This window comes from Paenibacillus pinisoli (assembly GCF_003605435.1).
Classification (GTDB): Bacteria; Bacillota; Bacilli; order Paenibacillales; family Paenibacillaceae; genus Pristimantibacillus; species Pristimantibacillus pinisoli.
Genome location: NZ_QXQB01000001.1, coordinates 772,723 through 791,189, shown reverse-complemented (window position 1 = coordinate 791,189; position 18,467 = coordinate 772,723). Strand labels below are relative to the sequence as shown.

Sequence of the window (18,467 nt, the reverse complement as noted above, 5' to 3'; positions counted from 1 at the left end):
CGCTTGTATACTAGTGTGTCCGCTGCCATCTGACGCTATGTATGCGGAAGTATATCCGACGCCGGGAGGGTTCTCATGAAAAAAATATTCGTGCTCGATACAAACGTGTTGCTCCATGATCCTCAATCGCTCTATGCCTTTGACGACAATGAGGTCATCATCCCTGCCATCGTACTGGAAGAACTTGACTCCAAAAAAAGACTCGCTGACGAGCTTGGCCGCAATGCCAGATCGGTATCGAGATTGCTCGACAGGATGAGGGAACAAGGGCATCTGCATGAAGGAATCGCGCTTCCGGGGGGCGGCTTGCTTAAGGTGGAGCTGAATCATCGCAGCTTTGTGCGCGTGCATGAGATGTTCGGCGAAATGTCCAATGACAACCGGATTTTGGCCGTTGCGCTCAACTATCAAATGGAGCAAGAGAATGCGGAGGAAAAGCGGAGCGTCGTCTTGGTCAGCAAGGATGTGCTGGTGCGCATCAAAGCCGATGTGCTGGGGCTGGAAGCCCAGGATTATTTGTCCGACCGTATGGTGGATCATTCCGAATTCTATACGGGCAACGTCACCCTGCATGTACACCCCTCCGTCATTGATGAGTTTTATTCGTATCGTTTCTTAAGCGTAGGCCATCTTAATTTGAGAGATCGGCTTAACCCGAACGAGTTCGTCATTCTGCGCGATGAGATGGGCACCTCCAAGTCGGCTCTGCTGAAAGTCAGCCAGGACGGCGTGCGGCTGGAGCCGCTATATTTGAGCAATGATCCGGTGTGGGGGATTACAGCCCGCAACGCCCAGCAGCGTATGGCGCTGGAATTGCTGCTTAACGACGACATTCCGCTCGTGACCTTGTCCGGCAAAGCCGGTACAGGCAAGACGCTGCTGGCCTTGGCGGCAGGCTTGCTGAAGGTCGAGGATGAGCATAAGTATAAGAAGTTGCTGATCGCAAGGCCGGTTGTGCCCATGGGCAAGGACATCGGTTATTTGCCCGGCGAGAAGGAGGAGAAGCTGCGCCCGTGGATGCAGCCGATCTATGACAATCTGGAGTTTCTGTTCGATACGAAGAAAGCGGGCGATATCGATAAAATACTGATGGGCATGGGCAGCATTCAAGTAGAAGCTTTAACGTATATTAGAGGCCGCTCGATTCCGGGGCAATTCATTATTATCGACGAGGCGCAAAATCTGACCAAGCATGAAGTGAAAACGATCGTCTCCAGAGTGGGTGAAGGCAGCAAAATCGTGCTCATGGGCGATCCCGGCCAGATCGACCATCCGTATCTGGATTCCGTCAGCAACGGACTCACGCATATTGTGGAGAAGTTCAAACGAGAGAGCATCAGCGGGCATATGACACTGGAGAAGGGGGAACGCTCCAAGCTTGCGCAGCATGCTGCCGATCTGCTGTAGTACGGCCACTGCGGTCAATCTGAGATTCGGAAAGGTTATCCCGCTGTTTACGGCAGCCGGGATAACCTTTTTTTGCGGGTATGCGGTAATACGATTTGTCTATAGAGCTAGAAAAGCGTTTTTAGGGGAAAATCGTCATGCTTTTGCCTCATTAGGGTTGTACAACTCTGCTGCAAACTGCTATTCTATACCTACCAAGGTAGCCGGAAAGGAAGAAAGCTGTGTCTCCTCGCAAGTATGTGCCGCTTTTTGTCGGCGCACTGCTACTCACCGCTTTGTTGCTGCTGTTTTTCTCGCGATCGATGAGCTGGAATTGGAATCGAGTGAATCATTCGGACGGAGTTCAGCCGATTGAGCCGGCTGGGGGCCAGCGAATCACGCAATTATCAACTGATCTTTATGTAAACGTTTCCTTGCCAACTGCCGATTATGACCGGCTGGTGGAACGGACGGAACGATTTATGCTGGACTATCCGCATATTCAGGTCGAAATTTCCAATGAGCGGGATAGTGACGGCAGGTATGAGCACCTGTTGACCATGAGTAAGCAAGGGTTGGCGCCCGATGTGATGCTGCTCGACAATGGGGGCATTATTCCGCTTGCAGTGAAAGGCTTGCTGAAGCCGGTGGACGGTCTGATGGCGGGCGAGGTGTTGACCGATCAACTGCCGCGGCTGCTGGAGACGCTGAAGTGGAACGGTTATATGTGGGCTGTGCCTTATCGCATTAATCCGTATGTTGTAGCATGGGACAAGGAGCTGCTGAAAGAAGGAGGCCTGTCAGGCCCTCCGGATCAGTGGGGGGCTTTTCAATCGCTGGCAGAGAAAATTGCGTCCGCGTCTGTCTCGCTGGAACCCGGCCAAGAGCGGTTTATTGTGAACTTCAGTCCAGATGAAATGGAGCAGCTGCTGATTTGGTCTGCCCGCTTAAGCAACGGGAAAGAGGAGCTTATCAATTTGCAGGCTTTGCCGGATACGCTGCTGGACCGGTTGGCCTGGCTGCAGTCGAAGGGCAATCTCGCCTCGGTATCTTCCCGCCGGGGGGCTGAGCTGAACGAGCTAATCGAGAAGCATCGCCTGCTTATGCTTATTATGCCTTGGGAGGAGCTGAACGGGCTTAGCCAGTCGGCCCGCAGCAAGCTGTTAGTGGAGCAGAAGGACATTGATTATCCATGGCTGGGCGGAACCAGCTTCGCGATCAGCTCTGGCAGCTCTGCGGAGAGCGAGGCTATGCTGTGGATTCAGGAGATGACCAGCCCATACAATAGCTTGAAGGACTTCGAAGAAGGCGGCAAGCTGCCGGTCCGCTCGTCCCTGTATGACCAGATGCGGCTGATTACGAAGTCCGGCGACACGCCTCCTTATTGGTGGCTGGAAGCGCTGAGCGCTAAGGTGACGGATCGCGACAGCGTAACACCGGATCCGGACTGGCCGAAGCGCTGGAGGGACTGGTCCGGCGCATGGAGAGCCGCGGCCGGGGATCCCAGCCGCTTGGACGCCTTCGTGCAAGCGGTGACCGCGGCAGATTCGGACGAATAGGCTGCGCGGAGAGGGCATTAGGGGAGCTGTAAGCCGAGGAAGTCGGCTTTGCGGGAGCGATAGCGAGCATTTGGGAGTTGTAAACCGCGAAACCCGGCTTGCAGTCGCGTGAGCGTGGAGTTGGAGGCTGTAAGCCGAGAAAGTCGGCTCACAGGTGCGTGATCGTGGGGGTGGAGGGCTGTAAGCCGCAAAACACGGCTTCAGTCACTTGGGCAAGCCGCCGAAGCAGCTGTAAGCCCAATAAGATCCATAGTTACTTTCCGTATGCTTACAATAGATTGGTTATGGTACACGTGAGCATGTAGATTACTTTAATACAATCAAAAGCGCAGGTTCGGCGGCTAACATAGCCAAGAACCTGCGCTTTTTCATGATTTTTTAACAGCTCAACATTCCTCTTCCCATCCATATCACAACCAACCGTGTCGCAAATAGCCAAGTAACCACTAATTCGCACTCTGAGCGAACCCTCAACCAACTTTCCACGGCCCTGTGCCAAGCAAACTAACATTATATTTCCGGCACCGCAACCAACCTGCTACAAAGTAACGCTCAGCTTAATGATCAGTTCGCCGTCTTTGATTTCGACAGACTTGGCTTTGAGGAATGAAGTAATAAGTCCAGGGTAGAAGCCGAGATCAAATTCGTCCTCAAGCGCTTTGCGTGTGGTGTCCGGGAGCGTGAAACCGTTGAACAGCAGTTCGTCGACGTGGAAGAGCAGTCCGTTGCGCGGCTCTTGAATCAGGCTATAATGGCCCGAGATACTGATTTCGATATTGTCCCGTTTGCCATAGGCGGTTATGGAGTCATCCTCAAATTTGAAGGTGAGGTCATTAAACCGCTTGTCTTGCTCGCGCAAAAACTCATTGAGCTTATCTTCAGGCACTCGAATCGTATACTGGAGACCTTTGATCTCCATCAGTTCTTTGTTGTCCTGTATCCAGCCAGGCAGCTTGCCCATAGACTTCGACAACGCCTCGAAGTAGGCACGGACTTCCTTCAAGCCGGCAGATTCCCAGAAGTTTGTGAGCTGCTCGATCAACAGGCGAATGCGGTCGCTGTCCGATCGTCCGGCCAATTCGCCTTCCAGCTGGGATTCCAGCGCTAACACTCTCTCCCGCTGCAGCTTTAATTTGTCTTCAATGGCAACTAGCTCGGCCTGCTTGCCTTCAAGCACGGCATAGCGGTCCTGCATATCCCGATATTGCCCGATGTAAGCATTCAAGGTATGCTTGTCTTGCGAGACGATAATATCAATATAGTCCAGCAATGTAAAAAACTTCGTCCACGAATCCGTTTTTAGCAAAGATAAGTACAGCATGTCCCGCTCTCCCATATAATAGGCCCGCAATACATTGCCAGCTTGCTTCCGTTTACCGTCTATGGCAAGCTCCTGATCGGCTAGTTGCTTCTCCGTATCTGTCATAGTGAGGAGCAGAGCATCCTTCTCTTGCTGAATTCGGGCGATCTCCTTGTCGATCTCAACGACAGATAAGCTTTTTTCCAAAAGCGAGTGCAGATCGTCGGGGGACTTGTCCCCTTCTTCGGCGAGTACAGGAAGCCGGATCACGATGAATGCGCACAGCAGCGAAGCCAGCAGGGCGGCTGCGATTCGCCTTCGGATGCTAATTTCAGTCAACGTCATCCTCCTTCCTAAAAGGTTTGCGAAGCAAACCTCACTTCGAAAGCGTTACTAAGGTTTGCGAAGCAAACCTCACTTCGAAAGCGTTACTAAGGTTTGCGAAGCAAACCTCACTTCGAAAGCGTTACTAAGGTTTGCGAAGCAAACCTCACTTCGAAAGCGTTACTAAGGTTTGCGAAGCAAACCTCACTTCGAAAGCGTTACTAAGGTTTGCGAAGCAAACCTGCCTTGTTAGCGCTACTTAAAGGTATGCGAAGCAAACCTTGCTTCGCAAGTCCAAGCTCACCAACTAGTTTATGCGGCAGCCTAGTCTATTATATCTTACATTTGGAAAAGGGTGAAACGAGCTATGGCCAGTTTTCCGGATACTCCGCTAGCTCTTCAAATCGCAGAGAGGATCAGCCGCTCTCCCCAGCAGGGATGGGGCATTGCAGCTAACCAGAAAGTCACACTTCTGCCGTGCATTACTTTTTACGACTATATGGAAGCTTGCTTGTATGACGAGAGCTATGGTTATTACCGGTCAGGTGAAGCAAGAGTGGGAAAAGAAGGAGACTTCTATACGAGCTCAGCGATCGGCAGCGTTATGTCGGAGATGTTGGCCAGGTACGCTTTGAAGTTCCAATCAGCGCTAGGAATCCCTATTGGTCTTGCCGAATGGGGGGCCGGTACGGGGCGGCTTTCTGCTGGAATCGCAGTGTCGCTGCGCAATTTAACGCCTCATTGGGAAAGCCGATTTAGCCAATCACTCATAGACGATCATCCTGGCCACCGTGCGAAAATGATGCAGTCTTACCATGAAGCAGGCTTGCCGGATGCACCGCCGCGTATCTACACATCCAGTGAGTATGCCGCTAAGCTGGCGTGTTCAACAAGCAAAGCTCCGCTCCTGCTCATGGCTAATGAGCTGCTTGACGCCTTTCCTGTCCACCGGATGGTCCGAAGGGGAGGGGAATATAGGGAGCTTGGGGTTGGAGTCATACCGGACCATGGCTTCGTCTATACCGAGATGACGGTCACGAACGGAATATTCCCCCAATGGCTGGAGCGGGATGGAATAAAGCTGCGGGAAGGCCAAATAACGGAGCTTTGTCCGGGAGCGCGAGCTTGGCTGCTGCAGCTTGGCCGGATGCTTCACAAGGGCGACCGCGTGATGCTGATTGATTATGGCCATGAGGCTGAAGAATACGCGGCAGAGCATCGAATGGAAGGGACGCTTATGACCTATTCACGGCATCGGGCCAGCGACACGCCTTTCCTTCAGGCAGGGGAGAGGGATATGACCGCGCATGTCTGCTTTACATTTATCCGCTCCTCGGCAGAAGAAGCGGGATTCCAGGTGCAGTACTATGGTACGCAAAAGCAGTTTTTGCTGGACAACGGTATTTTCGAACTGCTTGGCGTGCATGACGGCATGGATCCCTTTGGCGAAGAGGCGCGGCGCAACAGGGCAGTGAGGCAATTGCTGCTAAGCGACGGGATGAGCGAAAGCTTTAAGGTCATGATACTGGAGAAAGAATAGAAAAAGGCTGTCTGCATGCGAACGATTGTCGCAGCACAGACAGCCTTGTTTGTTCTTGTAGATGTTAGAATGGCAAGCTCATCTTAAAGACTGACCAGTAGGTGAATCCGATGAAGGAAACCGCCATATAACCCCAGAACATCATTATGTACGTTCTTTCAGAGAAATTCAAGTACCCCAAGAATACGAAAGCAACGGCCTGCGCGAAGAAGAGCAGCGCGAATTCCGTCATATGACCAGCAAAAGCCATAAGTCCGATGACTAAGCACCAGAAGCCAAGTACCCGATACATGCGTGCCATGTTACATCCCCCTTTCACCCTGCCCCGATTTTTCTAAACTTCATTATAACGTTTGCCCCTGCGAGTGTAAACCTAAAACCGTGACGAATTGGCAAACTTTTTGACTAAACTTGCAGCTGTTATTTACAGTTTGCACATGAATCAACCTAATCATGTATGAGGTCGCAAAAAATTGGTTATACAATTTAGTATCCAATAGATTCTATGAACTCTACCAAGGGCATAGAGATAAGTAAGCGCCTTTTACGTTAGGAGGTTTTGATTGCATGACAGCAGTTAGACAAGACGCGTGGAGTCCGGATGATGATCTTATACTCGCAGAAGTAACTCTACGCCATATTCGCGAAGGAAGCACACAGCTCGCAGCATTCGAAGAAGTGGGCGAAAGAATTGGACGGACGTCCGCCGCATGCGGCTTCCGCTGGAACAGCTGTGTTCGCAAGCGTTATGAGGATGCCATACAGATTGCCAAGCAGCAGCGCCAAAAACGCAACTACTTGAAAAAGCAAACGGTAACGGCAACATCCCAGGTTTCTTCGCTTGCGGTATACGACACAGAAGAACGCACCTACAAGCATGATGCAAGCACTATTGACGAGGGCATATCGATAGATGCCGTCATCCGCTTCCTCAGAAGCTGGAAAACGACCTATCAGGATTTGTCGCGCCAAATCAAGCTATTCGAGAAGGATTTGAAAGACAAGGAAGAAGAGCTTTACCGTCTTCGGAGCGAGAATGAGAGACTGGCGAAGGAAGCAAGCAGCGCACAGACAGATTACCGTACCGTGAATGACGACTATAAGACGCTCATTCAAATTATGGATCGCGCCCGCCGGCTCACCGTATTGTCCAATGAAGAGGAAGCAAAACCCAGGTTCAAGATGGATGCCAATGGCAATCTGGAACGGATTGAATAAGTCATAGCGATACTAGGGAAGCCCGCTGTCCACGGACGGCGGGCTTTTCATGTGAAATAGGCGAAGTGTATAATACGGGGGACAAGCGACAGAAGGAGGGCTCAATTTGCATATCGACGTTATTGGCGGAGGCGCGATCGGATTATGGCTTGCGGCCAATCTCGCAGCGGCGGGAGAAGACGTGACCCTATGGACACGGACAGAGCGGCAAAGCCTTCTTATAACGGAAGCGGGCATTGGGCTGACCGACACAGACGGGAACTTCAGAACGGTTCGGGTCCAGAGCGAGCCGTTGCACCGGCCTCGGGTATTGGCTCAGAAGGTCAAGGGAGAAGAGGAGTCGTGGATTATTCTAGCCGTCAAACAAACGGCGATTGACAAAGAGCTTATCGAGCTGCTTCGGGAGTTGACTGGGGTACGCGGAAGAACTGCCTTATTATGCTTGCAGAACGGGATCGGACACCTGGAGAGACTGGCGTCAGAACTGGGAAGCGTGCCAATCTATGCGGCTGTTACCACAATGGGCGCCAAACGCGAGGATGAGCGGAGAGTCATGCTGGCCGGCACAGGCGAGCTATGGATCGGCGATAGAGCCGAGAATTGCCCCGAGATTGACGAAAAACGCGCAAAATCTCAAAAAAAGTTTCTATTATCTCTGCAAAAGGCAGGATTTCAGGCCTTCTTGTCGAAAGAGATCAATAATCGGATTTTCCATAAATTGCTGATCAACGCGGTCATTAATCCGCTTACTGCAATCTTCGATGTGACTAATGGCGAGCTCCCGAGGCATGAGCGGCGTGTACATATAATGCGGGCATTACATAATGAAACGGCAGATATATTGAAAAGAGCAGGAATGAGGGACCAGGGAGACAGCTGGGCGCAGGTGCTGGACGTATGCGTCCGGACAAGCGCCAATGTCTCTTCTATGCTGGCGGACGTCCGCGCGGGCAGGGAGACGGAGATTCGGGCTATTAATGGCGCTGTGGCCAGGCTGGCTGCATCATACGGAATGAATGCGCCAATGAACGAAGCGATGGCGGCAATCGTGGAATCTTACGCATCACAGAAGCATTAAGAGAGGGGACAAGCATGGGCGCGATCTGGAATAGCATACAAATCGTTTATGCGGCACTCGCGGTTATACCGATTCTTCCTTTTGCGATCGTTCTGTTCGGTTACGGCGCGATTGTCCAAAACCGGAAAAAGGCGCTCATTATGGCAATGGACGTATCGACGGTCTTTTTTATTTTATGCGCAGCGGCTTTATTCAATTTGTTGTTTAAAAGCTCCTTTGGCCTGTATGGCATACTGCTGGTCATGATTCTGGCGGGAGGACTGCTGGGCAACGCCCAATTCCGCAAGCGCGGCAGCGTGGATGTGAAGCGCGTATTCCGGGCGATCTGGCGGCTAAGTTTTTTTGCGACAACTGCATTATACCTTGTGTTTATGCTCATTATGATGAGCAAGCTTATTTTTACCGTGGCATAAGGGACACTATATATAGAAGAAATGCCTCTGACGCGCAGAGGCTTTTTTGCTTTGACGGGCCCATCATTCTTTGTGTACAATGACTTTGGCGTTACTTTTACCATGGGTACCGTATCGGATCGTCTGACCCATTCAACATAATATCGCACATAAGGGAGGATTGGCTGATGATGTCCACAGAATCGTATCGTCTTCCCGTTGCCCAACCATTGACGGAGGCTTACATTCATCGGTCGGATGCAAGAATCGAGGAATTATACGGTTATTATGCAGGCACCGCATCAGATTGGGAGCGGCGTTACCGCACATTGCGCGACTTGGCTCCAGCAAGAGCGAATGCGGCTGACGTAGCGGAGAGCCTGCGCGCGTATCAAGCGAAGCAGGGAGCATCAGAGGAAGCGCTGGCTAATATTGCTGCCATTAGCGAAGGGGCGCCGGTTGTGATCGGCGGGCAGCAAGCGGGGCTTTGGACGGGGCCGCTTCTTGTTATACATAAAGCGGTCTCCATTATTAACGCGGCGAAGTCAGCGAGCGAGCAGCTTGGAACCAAGGTTGTGCCTGTCTTCTGGATTGCAGGAGAAGATCATGACTGGGATGAAGCGAATCACGCTTATGTGATTTCAGCAGAACAAGAGCTCAAGAAGCTGGCGGCGGCAAGGCCTGAGGGCCCTAGAACATCGGTCAGCCGGACAGCTGTAGCGCCTGAGGCTTGGGAGCAATTGATTGCCGAGCTGGAGCAATCGCTGCCTCATTCCGAATTTAAGCCGCTTCTGCTGGAGAAGCTGGCTGGCTTATCTCAGCAATCGTCATCGTTGTCGGATATGTTCGCAGGGCTGCTTTGCCATCTGTTCGGAGGGGAAGGACTTGTGCTGCTGGACGCGGACAGCCCAGAGCTGCGCAGATTGGAATCTCCGATGTTCCGCAAGCTGATTGAGCGCAATGACGAGCTGGAGCAGGCTTACTTGTCTGCTGCCGGCAAAGTGAAGTCGCTTGGCTACACGCTGCAGGCTGATGTCGTGCCGGGAAGCGCGAATCTGTTCCTGTTCCACCCGGAGAAGGGCGGAGAGCGGACATTGCTCCATAAGAAGGAGGGTTCCTTCCAGGATCGGAAGGGGTTATCCGCCTGGTCCGCGGATGAGCTGCTGCACTTTGCGGATGAGCAGCCGGAGCTGCTGAGCAACAACGTGCTTACACGCCCTTTGATGCAGGATTATTTGTTCCCGGTGCTCGGCACAGTGCTTGGTCCCGGGGAGATTGCCTATTGGGCGCTGACAGGCGAGGCCTTCCGCACGCTCGGCATGGAGATGCCGATTATTGTGCCGCGTATGTCCTATACCTTAATTGAAGGAACAATCGCCAAGAACATGGCCAAGTACGAGCTTTCCTTCGCTGATGTGATGGAGCGTTTCGATGCCCGCAAGGATGCATGGCTGAAGGAACAGGACGGACTTGCGATTGAGGAGAAATTCGGCGCGGTCAAAGCAACGTTCGAAGATATGTATAAGCCGCTAGTGGATATGGCGGCATCCGTTCAGGCTGGCCTGGCCAAGCTTGGCGAGACCAATATGACCAAGATTCTGGAGCAGATCAGCTACATGGAATCCAAAACGGTAGATGCTTACAACAAGCAATTCGAGGCGTCAATCAGACAACTTGACCGCATTGCGGCTTCCATTCTGCCGGCGAATAAGCCGCAGGAGCGCGTGCTGTCGATGGTCGGCTATTGGAACCGCTATGGCGATGCCTGGCTGGGCAAGCTTCTGGAAGCGCCGTATGACCGCACAGGCGGACATGAAATTGTATATTTGTGAGTGAATGAAATTTATTGGAGGGAATCACTGTGAGCCAATTGGAGAGAAGCATTATCGCTGATCCGTCGCTTGCGCCGGAAGGGCATCTGAAGATTGATTGGGCTAGCGCTCATATGCCGGTATTGAACAAGATCAAAGAGCAGTTCCAGAAGGAGCAGCCGTTCAAAGGGCTGAAAGTAACGATTTGTCTTCATCTTGAAGCGAAGACGGCATATTTGGCGAAAGTGGTTCAAGCGGGCGGAGCGGATGTGACGATCACAGGCAGCAATCCATTGTCCACCCAGGACGATGTGTGTGCAGCGCTTGTGGAAGACGGCATTACCGTATTCGCCAAGTATAACCCAACGCCTGAAGAGTTCAAGGCGCTGAATATTAAGGCATTGGAATCGAAGCCGGATCTGATTATCGATGACGGCGGCGACCTTGTGACGCTGCTTCATACCGAATGCCGTGAGCTTGGCGTTAATCTTCGCGGCGGCGCGGAAGAGACGACTACCGGCATTATCCGCCTGAAGGCGCTCCAGAAGGAAGGCTCGCTGAGCTTCCCGATGGTAGCCGTTAATGACGCCTATTGCAAATACTTGTTCGACAACCGCTATGGTACAGGCCAGTCCGTATTTGATGGCATTAACCGCACGACGAATCTCGTCGTAGCCGGCAAAACCGTTGTTGTCGTTGGCTACGGCTGGTGCGGCAAAGGCGTGGCCATGCGCGCGAAAGGCCTTGGCGCTACTGTAATCGTAACCGAGATTGATGCCATTAAGGCGGTAGAAGCCTATATGGACGGATTTGCAGTTATGCCGATGCAAGAAGCAGCCAAGCATGGCGATATGTTCGTAACGGTGACTGGCAATCGCGACGTTATTCGCGGCGAGCATTACAAAGTAATGAAGGATGGAGCCATCCTCTCCAATGCAGGCCACTTCGATGTGGAAGTGAACAAGGTGGAGCTGGAGGCGTTGTCCACCAGCAAGCGCACCGTTCGCCGCAACATTGAGGAGTTCAAGATGGAGGACGGACGCAACATCTATCTGCTGGCTGAAGGCCGCCTTGTCAACCTGGCTGCCGGCGATGGCCATCCTGCCGAGATTATGGATACGACATTTGCGCTTCAGGCGCTGTCTCTGAAGTATGTGAATGATCAGTTCCAGTCTATCGGAAGCCAAGTGGTGAACGTTCCTTACGATCTGGATGAGCAAGTGGCCAGACTGAAGCTGGAATCGCTTGGCCTTGGCATCGACAAGCTCTCGCCAGAGCAAATCGCTTACTTGGACAGCTGGACAGATCATTAATGCGGCTAATGTTCCTGTAGGTCCATTTGCAGGGGTGCGGGGCAGTACTTAGACCTTTAGAACCAGCCTTTATGAGATGGCTAGGAATAGATGATTAATAGAATAAATTAATTTTCAAAAATCCTGCTCTTGGAGCAGGATTTTTATTTTAGGTGGCGAACTACAGTATCTAGGTGGGGAAAAGTGGGGCAAAGTGGAGCGTTTGGGGGAAGGGGTGGAGCGGCATCATGTTTATGGGTGAATATCAACATAGCATCGATGAGAAGGGGCGTATTATTATTCCTTCGAAATTCCGCGACTCGCTCGGTTCATCCTTTATCGCTACACGAGGCCTGGACAATTGCTTATTCGTCTACCCTATGAGCGAATGGAGCGTACTGGAGCAGAAGCTGAAGTCGCTGCCGCTTATGAAGTCCGATGCGCGCGCTTTCACCCGGTTTTTTTTCTCCGGCGCGACGGAATGCGAGCTGGACAAACAGGGAAGGGTAAATATACCAAGCCATCTGCGCGAATATGCGAAGCTTGACAAGGACTGCATGGTGCTGGGGGTATCCAGCCGAGTGGAGATCTGGAGCAAGCAGACCTGGGAGGGCTACTACGAGCAATCGGAGCAGACCTTCAATGAAATTGCCGAGAAGCTGGTTGATTTTGACTTTAACTTTTAAGATTGATCCGACATCAGGATGGACAATAGAAATGGGAGGACAAAAGCGTGTTTCAGCATAAAACCGTGTTATTGGAGGAAGCGGTTGACGGCCTGGCGATTAAGCCGGACGGCATCTACGTCGATTGCACGCTTGGAGGAGCGGGACATAGCGAGCTGATTGCGTCCCGCCTTGGTGCAGGAGGACGGTTGATCGCATTCGACCAGGACGACTGGGCGCTGGATAATGCGCGCAAGAGGCTTGCCCCTTATATCGATAAAGTAACGCTGGTGCGAAGCAACTTCCGCTACCTGGAGCAGGAGCTTCGGGGATGCGATGTGCCGATGAAGGAAGGCGTGCCGCAGGTAGACGGCATCTTGTTCGATCTCGGCGTATCCAGTCCGCAGCTGGATGAAGCGGAGAGAGGCTTCAGCTACAATCATGACGCGCCGCTGGACATGAGAATGGACAGGGAGAGCGACTTGACGGCTCATGAAATCGTGAACACATGGGATGAGCGGGAGATTGCGCGAATCCTGGACCGGTACGGCGAGGAGAAGTTCGCTCGCAATATTGCCAAAAATATCGTGAAGGCCCGGCAGCAAGCGCCGATTGAGCAGACGGGCGAGCTGGCGGAGCTGATCAAGGTATCCATCCCGGCTGCAACGCGCAGAACAGGAGGCCATCCGGCGAAGAGATCCTTCCAGGCGCTGCGTATCGCAGTGAACGATGAGCTGGGCGCGGAAGAGGAAGCGCTGGAGCAGGCGGTCAGATGCCTCGCTCCCGAGGGGAGAGCTTCCGTTATCACCTTCCACTCCTTGGAGGATCGGATCTGCAAGCAGATATTCGCCAAGTATGTGGAGAAGTGCACCTGTCCGCCGGACTTTCCGCTATGTGTATGCGGCAACAAAGGAACGCTTAAATTAATTAACCGCAAGCCGATTCTGCCTGGCGAGGCGGAGCTGGAGGACAATCCGAGAGCAAGGTCGGCCAAGCTGAGAATAGCCCAGAAGCTGGGGTAAAAGAGGGGGATATCTGCTAGTGGCGTACGTTAATGGTAATCTGGCGCTTCAACCGAAGCGAAAGCCGGAACAGAAAGAAGTTATTCGCGAAACAAAGAAAGTTGTCATCAAACGCAAGTCATTGCCTGTAAAGGAGAAGCTCTTGTATTTGTTCACGGTTATCGTCTGTGTTGTCGTAGCCGGTATTATAATTTCTCGTTACGCGCACATCTATGATATGAATCTCCATATTAAACAAATGAACACAGAGCACCAGACGCTGAATGTAGAGCTGGCGGAGCTAAAGCGGCAGGTGGAGATGCTGAACGATCCGGAACGTATTCGCAAGCTTGCAGAATCGCAAGGCATGGTGAACAACTCGGATAACGGCATCATGGTGAAGAAGGACAGCGTCAATCCCAGCATAGCTTTGCATGAATAGGGTGTGACATTATGAGTAAACGGATTAAATTGCGCACGTTGTTGTTCGGAGGGGTAATGACCCTCCTTTTTCTCGTTCTCATTGGAAGAATCTATTATGTGCAGGTCATAGACAGAGATACATACTATGCGATGGCGAAAAATCGCTGGGCAGCAGCAGAGACTCTGACGGCGAAGAGGGGGACGATTACAGACCGGAACGGCAACGTTCTGGCTATGGACACTATCGCATACAATGTTTCGGTTAACCCGAGATTAATAGACAATCTAGGCATAGCAGAGGAGGTAATTAAAGGGTTATCAGAATCGCTGGGCATCCCGGAGAGCGCTGCGCGTGAGGTCGTGACCGCCAAAAATGATGAAGGGGTATATTTTGCCCATAGAGAGCTTCGCAATGGCGGCCTGCAGATCGAGAAGGCGCTGGCGGACAAGCTCGCAGAGTTCCGCGAGGAATTGAAGACGGAATTGATAGACAAAAAATTGGGCGCCGACACGGGCATTATGATCACCGAGACACTGAAACGCTATTACCCGCGCAAGACGCTAGCTTCGCAACTGGTAGGCTACGTCAGTCTCGACCGTGAGAAAATGACCGGTGTAGAAGCTTATTTCAATGACCGCTTAACCGGAGTAGACGGGTTCTTCCGTTATGAGAAGGACGGCGCGCGCGTTCAGCTCGCCAAGGGTGAGGTTGAATTCCAGCAAGCGCTGGACGGCAGCGATATTACATTGACGATCGACAATGAAATCCAGGATTACGTCGAGGAAGCGATGCGTGAAATCGTGAAGAAATATCAGCCTAAGAGCGCCACGGCAATCGCGGCCGATCCGAATACAGGGGAGATATTGGCGATGGCCAATATGCCGGAGTATGACCCGAATGAATATTGGAAATCTCCTTATGAGAATATGTACAACCACGCGGTCGGCTCGCTTTACGAGCCGGGATCTACGTTTAAGATTGCTACGCTTGCTGCGGCGGTGGAAGAGGGGCTCTTTAATCCAGAAGAAGATTATAAATCCGGCAGTTATAGAGTTCCTGGCGACACGGTCGTCATTCGCGACCATAATCTGGACGGCTGGGGTACAATCTCCTTCCTGAAAGGCTTGAAATTGTCCAGTAACGTTGCGTTCATTAAACTAGGCTTGGAGCGTCTGGGGGCGGAGCGCTTGCGTGATTACTTTACTCGCTTTGGCTTCGGCCAGAAGACAGGCATTGAGTTGACGAATGAAGCGACTGGCTCCATTCGTTTCCAGTATAACAGTGAAATTGCCGCAGCTTCATTCGGGCAAGGCGTCGCCGTAACGGCGATTCAGCAGGTGGCGGCTGTTGCGGCGGTGGCGAACGGCGGCAAGCTGATGGAGCCGCATATCATCAAGAGCATTACAGACCCGAACACCAAAACGACAAAGGTGACGGAGCCGAAGATGGTCAGAAGGGTCATCTCGGAGCAAACCTCCCGCCAAGTAGGCGAATATTTGGAGCAGGTTGTTTCTGACCAAGAAATCGGCACAGGCAAAAACGCTTATATCGAAGGTTATCGTGTGGCGGGCAAGACGGGTACAGCCCAGAAGTTCATTAACGGCAAATATTCGAAGGAAAAATTCATGGTGTCCTTCATCGGCTATGCGCCGGTCGACAATCCGAAGATCGTCCTGTATATTGCCGTCGACGAACCGAACAGCCCGAATGTGGGCGGCGGTACGGTAGCGGCGCCAGCCTTCCGCGAGATTGTGCTGAAGAGCTTGCGCAAGATGGGCGTAGCCCCTAACTGGGTGCCGCATGAGGATTCCGAGACGAAGGAAGTCAAAGTGAAAGTTCCGGATATGAAGGATGCCAATATCTCGAAGGCCAAAGCGCAATTGAAAGCCAAAGCGATTCCATTCGAGATCGTTGGCAACGGCGGTACGGTCGTTGCGCAGATTCCGGCAGCGGGCTCCCTGGTACATCCAACTCAGCGCCTTTATCTCATTACGGAGCAACTGGATAAAATTCCGGTGCCGGACTTGACCGGCGTCTCGCTGAGGGATGCGCTTGAGCTGTCCTCGCTAATTGGGGCGAAGCTCGTAACCGAAGGATCAGGCTTCGTCATCTCGCAGAAGGTGGAGGAGAAAAATGGCGAGCGGATTATCCGGGTGAAGCTGTCCCCTCCAATCGGCTCGGAAGATTACGTCCCGCCTGACCCGAATGATACGGATGATTCCGCTGGCACGGATTCCGGCGAAGGAGAAGGCGGCGATGGCTCAGGCGACTCCGCCGGCAGCGGCGGAGACGATCCGCCAGATACGGCAAGCGGCACGCCGGAGACGATCGACATCCAGCATGTCGGCGAAAATTAGCATGCAGGTTCAATAGCTTGTCATATCCCCCCCTTGTCCCGAATAGGCTGGGAATGAGCGTTAGCGTATGCTCGTTGCCAAGCGGCGGTACAAGGGGGTATTGGAATGAAAGTATCTAATGTGACGGTTAGACGGCGGTTGTTCATTGTGCTGATCCTTGCGGGCGTTGCGTTCATTGCGCTGGGAATCCGGCTTGCTTATGTTCAGCTATGGAAAGGCACGGAGCTGGCGGAGAAGGCAGAGAACTCATGGCGGCGGGATATTCCGTACGTCGCCAAGCGCGGCGAGATCTGGGATCGCAATGGCGTTCAGCTTGCCTATAATATCAGCTCTCCGACGGTGTGGGCCATTCCCGTGCAGGTGAAGAATCACGAGGAGACGGCTGCAACATTGTCCCGGCTGCTTGATATGCCGCAGGAGAGTATCTTGACAAAGCTCAAAACCAAAAGAATGATCGTGAAGCTGGCACCCGGCGGCAGGAAGATTACGCTGGAGAAGGCTGATGAAGTTCAGGGACTTAATTTGCCCGGTATTGTCGTGGCAGAGGATAACAAGCGATTCTATCCTTATGGCAGCTTGGCTGCCCATCTCCTTGGTTTTACGGGTATTGACAACCAAGGGCTTACGGGTGTGGAATCCAAGTATAACGAGATGCTAAGCGGCATCCAGGGCAATGTATCATGGTTGTCTGACGCTGCTGGACGCCAAATGCCTAATTCCTCAGATATGTACGTTGAGCCGAGGGAGGGGTTGACGCTTCAACTGACGATCGACCAAGAGATTCAGACCGTCATGGAGCGGGAGCTCGATCAGGCGATGACGTCGCTGCAGGCAGACAGCATTATTGCGATTGCGATGGATCCGAGCAATGGAGAGATACTTGGCATGGCCAGCCGTCCAACGTATGAGCCCGATAAGTACAAGGAAGTCCCATCCGAAGTGTATAATCGCAATTTGCCGATATGGATGACGTACGAGCCGGGATCTACCTTTAAGATCATTACACTGGCTGCGGCACTGGAAGAAAACAAAGTGGATTTGAAAAACGAGCGTTTTTTCGACCCTGGTGCGGTAGAAATCGGGGGAGCGAGACTGCGCTGCTGGAAGAAGGGCGGCCACGGAAGCCAGACGTTTCTGGAGGTAGTGGAGAATTCCTGCAACCCGGGCTTTGTCGCATTAGGCAACAGGCTGGGCAAGGATACGCTGTTCCAATATATTAAGGATTTTGGTTTTGGCACCAAAACAGGCATCGATATCGGCGGCGAGGAGAACGGCATCCTGTTCAAGCTGAGCCAAGTGGGGCCGGTCGAGCTGGCGACTACAGCATTCGGCCAAGGCGTATCGGTCACGCCGATCCAGCAGGTTGCGGCGGTGTCCGCCGCCATTAACGGCGGTACACTCTACAAGCCGCATGTGGCAAAGGCATTTATTAACCGCGAAAGCGGGCAGGTCGTACAGACGATGGAGCCGGAGGCGGTACGGCAGGTTATCTCTGAGGAAACGTCACGCGAGGTGCGCGAAGCGCTGGAGAGTGTCGTCGCCAAGGGGACGGGACGCAATGCTTTTATTGACGGCTACCGCGTTGGCGGCAAGACAGGAACAGCCCAGAAGGTTGTGAACGGGCGTTATTCGCCGAACGAGCATATTGTATCGTTCATCGGCTTTGCGCCTGCGGATGATCCTAAGGTTGTCGTCTATGTCGCCGTGGATAATCCGCAAGGCATCCAGTTCGGCGGTATCGTCGCGGCGCCGATCGTCCGCAATATTATGGAAGACGCGCTTACCATTCTGGACATCCCGCCTCGCGAGAAGCAGATTGACCGTCTGTACAAGTACGGCGAGACGCCAATCGTCACCGTTCCCAATTTAATTGGAAAAAGCGTCTCCGATCTGTATGAAGATCTGAATATGAACTTTAATCTATCCTCCGCCGGTACAGGCAAAGTCGTCATTCGCCAGGCGCCTGCGGCTGGCACGCGGGTCGATCGGGGTTCCACGATCCGCATCTATCTGGGCGATGAAGAGGATATCCCTCACTCGCATTAAGCTATCCTCCTGTTAACGCGTTTGCTCTGGGCGGCATATAGTATTCCGTCAGAGTATTCGAGGGAGGATTGAAG

Annotated in this window: 15 protein-coding genes; 13 read left to right on the top strand and 2 right to left on the bottom strand. The window is 52.6% G+C overall.

The annotated features are described in order from the left end of the window. Window positions 1-75: 75 nt before the first annotated feature. Window positions 76-1,407 (top strand): PhoH family protein, encoded by a 1,332-nt coding sequence (locus tag D3P09_RS03900; RefSeq protein WP_120107366.1) that lies wholly within the window; start codon window positions 76-78, stop codon window positions 1,405-1,407. 221 nt (window positions 1,408-1,628) lie between these two features. Next, window positions 1,629-2,945 carry an ABC transporter substrate-binding protein gene (locus D3P09_RS03895; protein ID WP_120107364.1) on the top strand — a complete coding sequence of 439 codons (1,317 nt, stop codon included), beginning with the start codon at window positions 1,629-1,631 and terminating at the stop codon, window positions 2,943-2,945. Window positions 2,946-3,483: 538 nt separating this feature from the next. On the opposite strand, the gene D3P09_RS03890 is transcribed toward D3P09_RS03895, so the two are convergent. Continuing rightward, on the bottom strand, window positions 3,484-4,584 hold the full coding sequence (locus D3P09_RS03890; protein ID WP_120107362.1) for a coiled-coil domain-containing protein: 1,101 nt from the start codon (window positions 4,582-4,584) through the stop codon (window positions 3,484-3,486). Between the two features lie 352 nt (window positions 4,585-4,936). Here D3P09_RS03890 and D3P09_RS03885 point away from each other — a divergent pair, with 352 nt between their 5' ends. Further along, window positions 4,937-6,109 (top strand): class I SAM-dependent methyltransferase, encoded by a 1,173-nt coding sequence (locus tag D3P09_RS03885; RefSeq protein WP_120107360.1) that lies wholly within the window; start codon window positions 4,937-4,939, stop codon window positions 6,107-6,109. Window positions 6,110-6,173: 64 nt separating this feature from the next. On the opposite strand, the gene D3P09_RS03880 is transcribed toward D3P09_RS03885, so the two are convergent. Beyond that, on the bottom strand, window positions 6,174-6,410 hold the full coding sequence (locus D3P09_RS03880; protein ID WP_119798306.1) for a DUF2626 domain-containing protein: 237 nt from the start codon (window positions 6,408-6,410) through the stop codon (window positions 6,174-6,176). A 266-nt stretch (window positions 6,411-6,676) separates the two neighbouring features. On the opposite strand from D3P09_RS03880, the gene D3P09_RS03875 reads away from it, so the two are divergent. The 10 genes from D3P09_RS03875 to D3P09_RS03830 all read left to right on the top strand — a co-directional run bounded on the left by D3P09_RS03875 (window position 6,677) and on the right by D3P09_RS03830 (window position 18,393). After that, window positions 6,677-7,327, top strand: coding sequence for an RsfA family transcriptional regulator (locus D3P09_RS03875; RefSeq protein WP_120107358.1), 651 nt, complete (start codon window positions 6,677-6,679; stop codon window positions 7,325-7,327). A gap of 106 nt (window positions 7,328-7,433) precedes the next feature. Continuing rightward, window positions 7,434-8,405: a ketopantoate reductase family protein gene (locus tag D3P09_RS03870; RefSeq protein ID WP_120107356.1), complete on the top strand. Its 972-nt coding sequence runs from the start codon at window positions 7,434-7,436 to the stop codon at window positions 8,403-8,405. 14 nt (window positions 8,406-8,419) lie between these two features. Beyond that, complete coding sequence (locus D3P09_RS03865; protein ID WP_120107354.1) at window positions 8,420-8,818, top strand: DUF3397 domain-containing protein; 399 nt, start codon at window positions 8,420-8,422, stop codon at window positions 8,816-8,818. 167 nt (window positions 8,819-8,985) lie between these two features. After that, window positions 8,986-10,629, top strand: coding sequence for a bacillithiol biosynthesis cysteine-adding enzyme BshC (gene bshC / locus D3P09_RS03860; RefSeq protein WP_243643891.1), 1,644 nt, complete (start codon window positions 8,986-8,988; stop codon window positions 10,627-10,629). A 29-nt stretch (window positions 10,630-10,658) separates the two neighbouring features. Beyond that, window positions 10,659-11,921: an adenosylhomocysteinase gene (locus D3P09_RS03855; protein WP_120107352.1), complete on the top strand. Its 1,263-nt coding sequence runs from the start codon at window positions 10,659-10,661 to the stop codon at window positions 11,919-11,921. 227 nt (window positions 11,922-12,148) lie between these two features. Next, window positions 12,149-12,586, top strand: coding sequence for a division/cell wall cluster transcriptional repressor MraZ (mraZ, locus tag D3P09_RS03850; RefSeq protein ID WP_120107350.1), 438 nt, complete (start codon window positions 12,149-12,151; stop codon window positions 12,584-12,586). A gap of 47 nt (window positions 12,587-12,633) precedes the next feature. Beyond that, the gene (gene rsmH / locus D3P09_RS03845; RefSeq protein WP_120107348.1) at window positions 12,634-13,587 is read left to right on the top strand and encodes a 16S rRNA (cytosine(1402)-N(4))-methyltransferase RsmH; all 954 of its coding nucleotides are present in this window, start codon (window positions 12,634-12,636) and stop codon (window positions 13,585-13,587) included. Window positions 13,588-13,606: 19 nt separating this feature from the next. Then, window positions 13,607-14,008: a cell division protein FtsL gene (ftsL, locus tag D3P09_RS03840; RefSeq protein WP_120107346.1), complete on the top strand. Its 402-nt coding sequence runs from the start codon at window positions 13,607-13,609 to the stop codon at window positions 14,006-14,008. Window positions 14,009-14,019: 11 nt separating this feature from the next. Further along, complete coding sequence (locus tag D3P09_RS03835) at window positions 14,020-16,347, top strand: penicillin-binding transpeptidase domain-containing protein (RefSeq protein ID WP_120107344.1); 2,328 nt, start codon at window positions 14,020-14,022, stop codon at window positions 16,345-16,347. 105 nt (window positions 16,348-16,452) lie between these two features. Further along, the gene (locus D3P09_RS03830) at window positions 16,453-18,393 is read left to right on the top strand and encodes a stage V sporulation protein D (protein WP_120107342.1); all 1,941 of its coding nucleotides are present in this window, start codon (window positions 16,453-16,455) and stop codon (window positions 18,391-18,393) included. The last annotated feature ends 74 nt before the right edge of the window (window positions 18,394-18,467 follow it).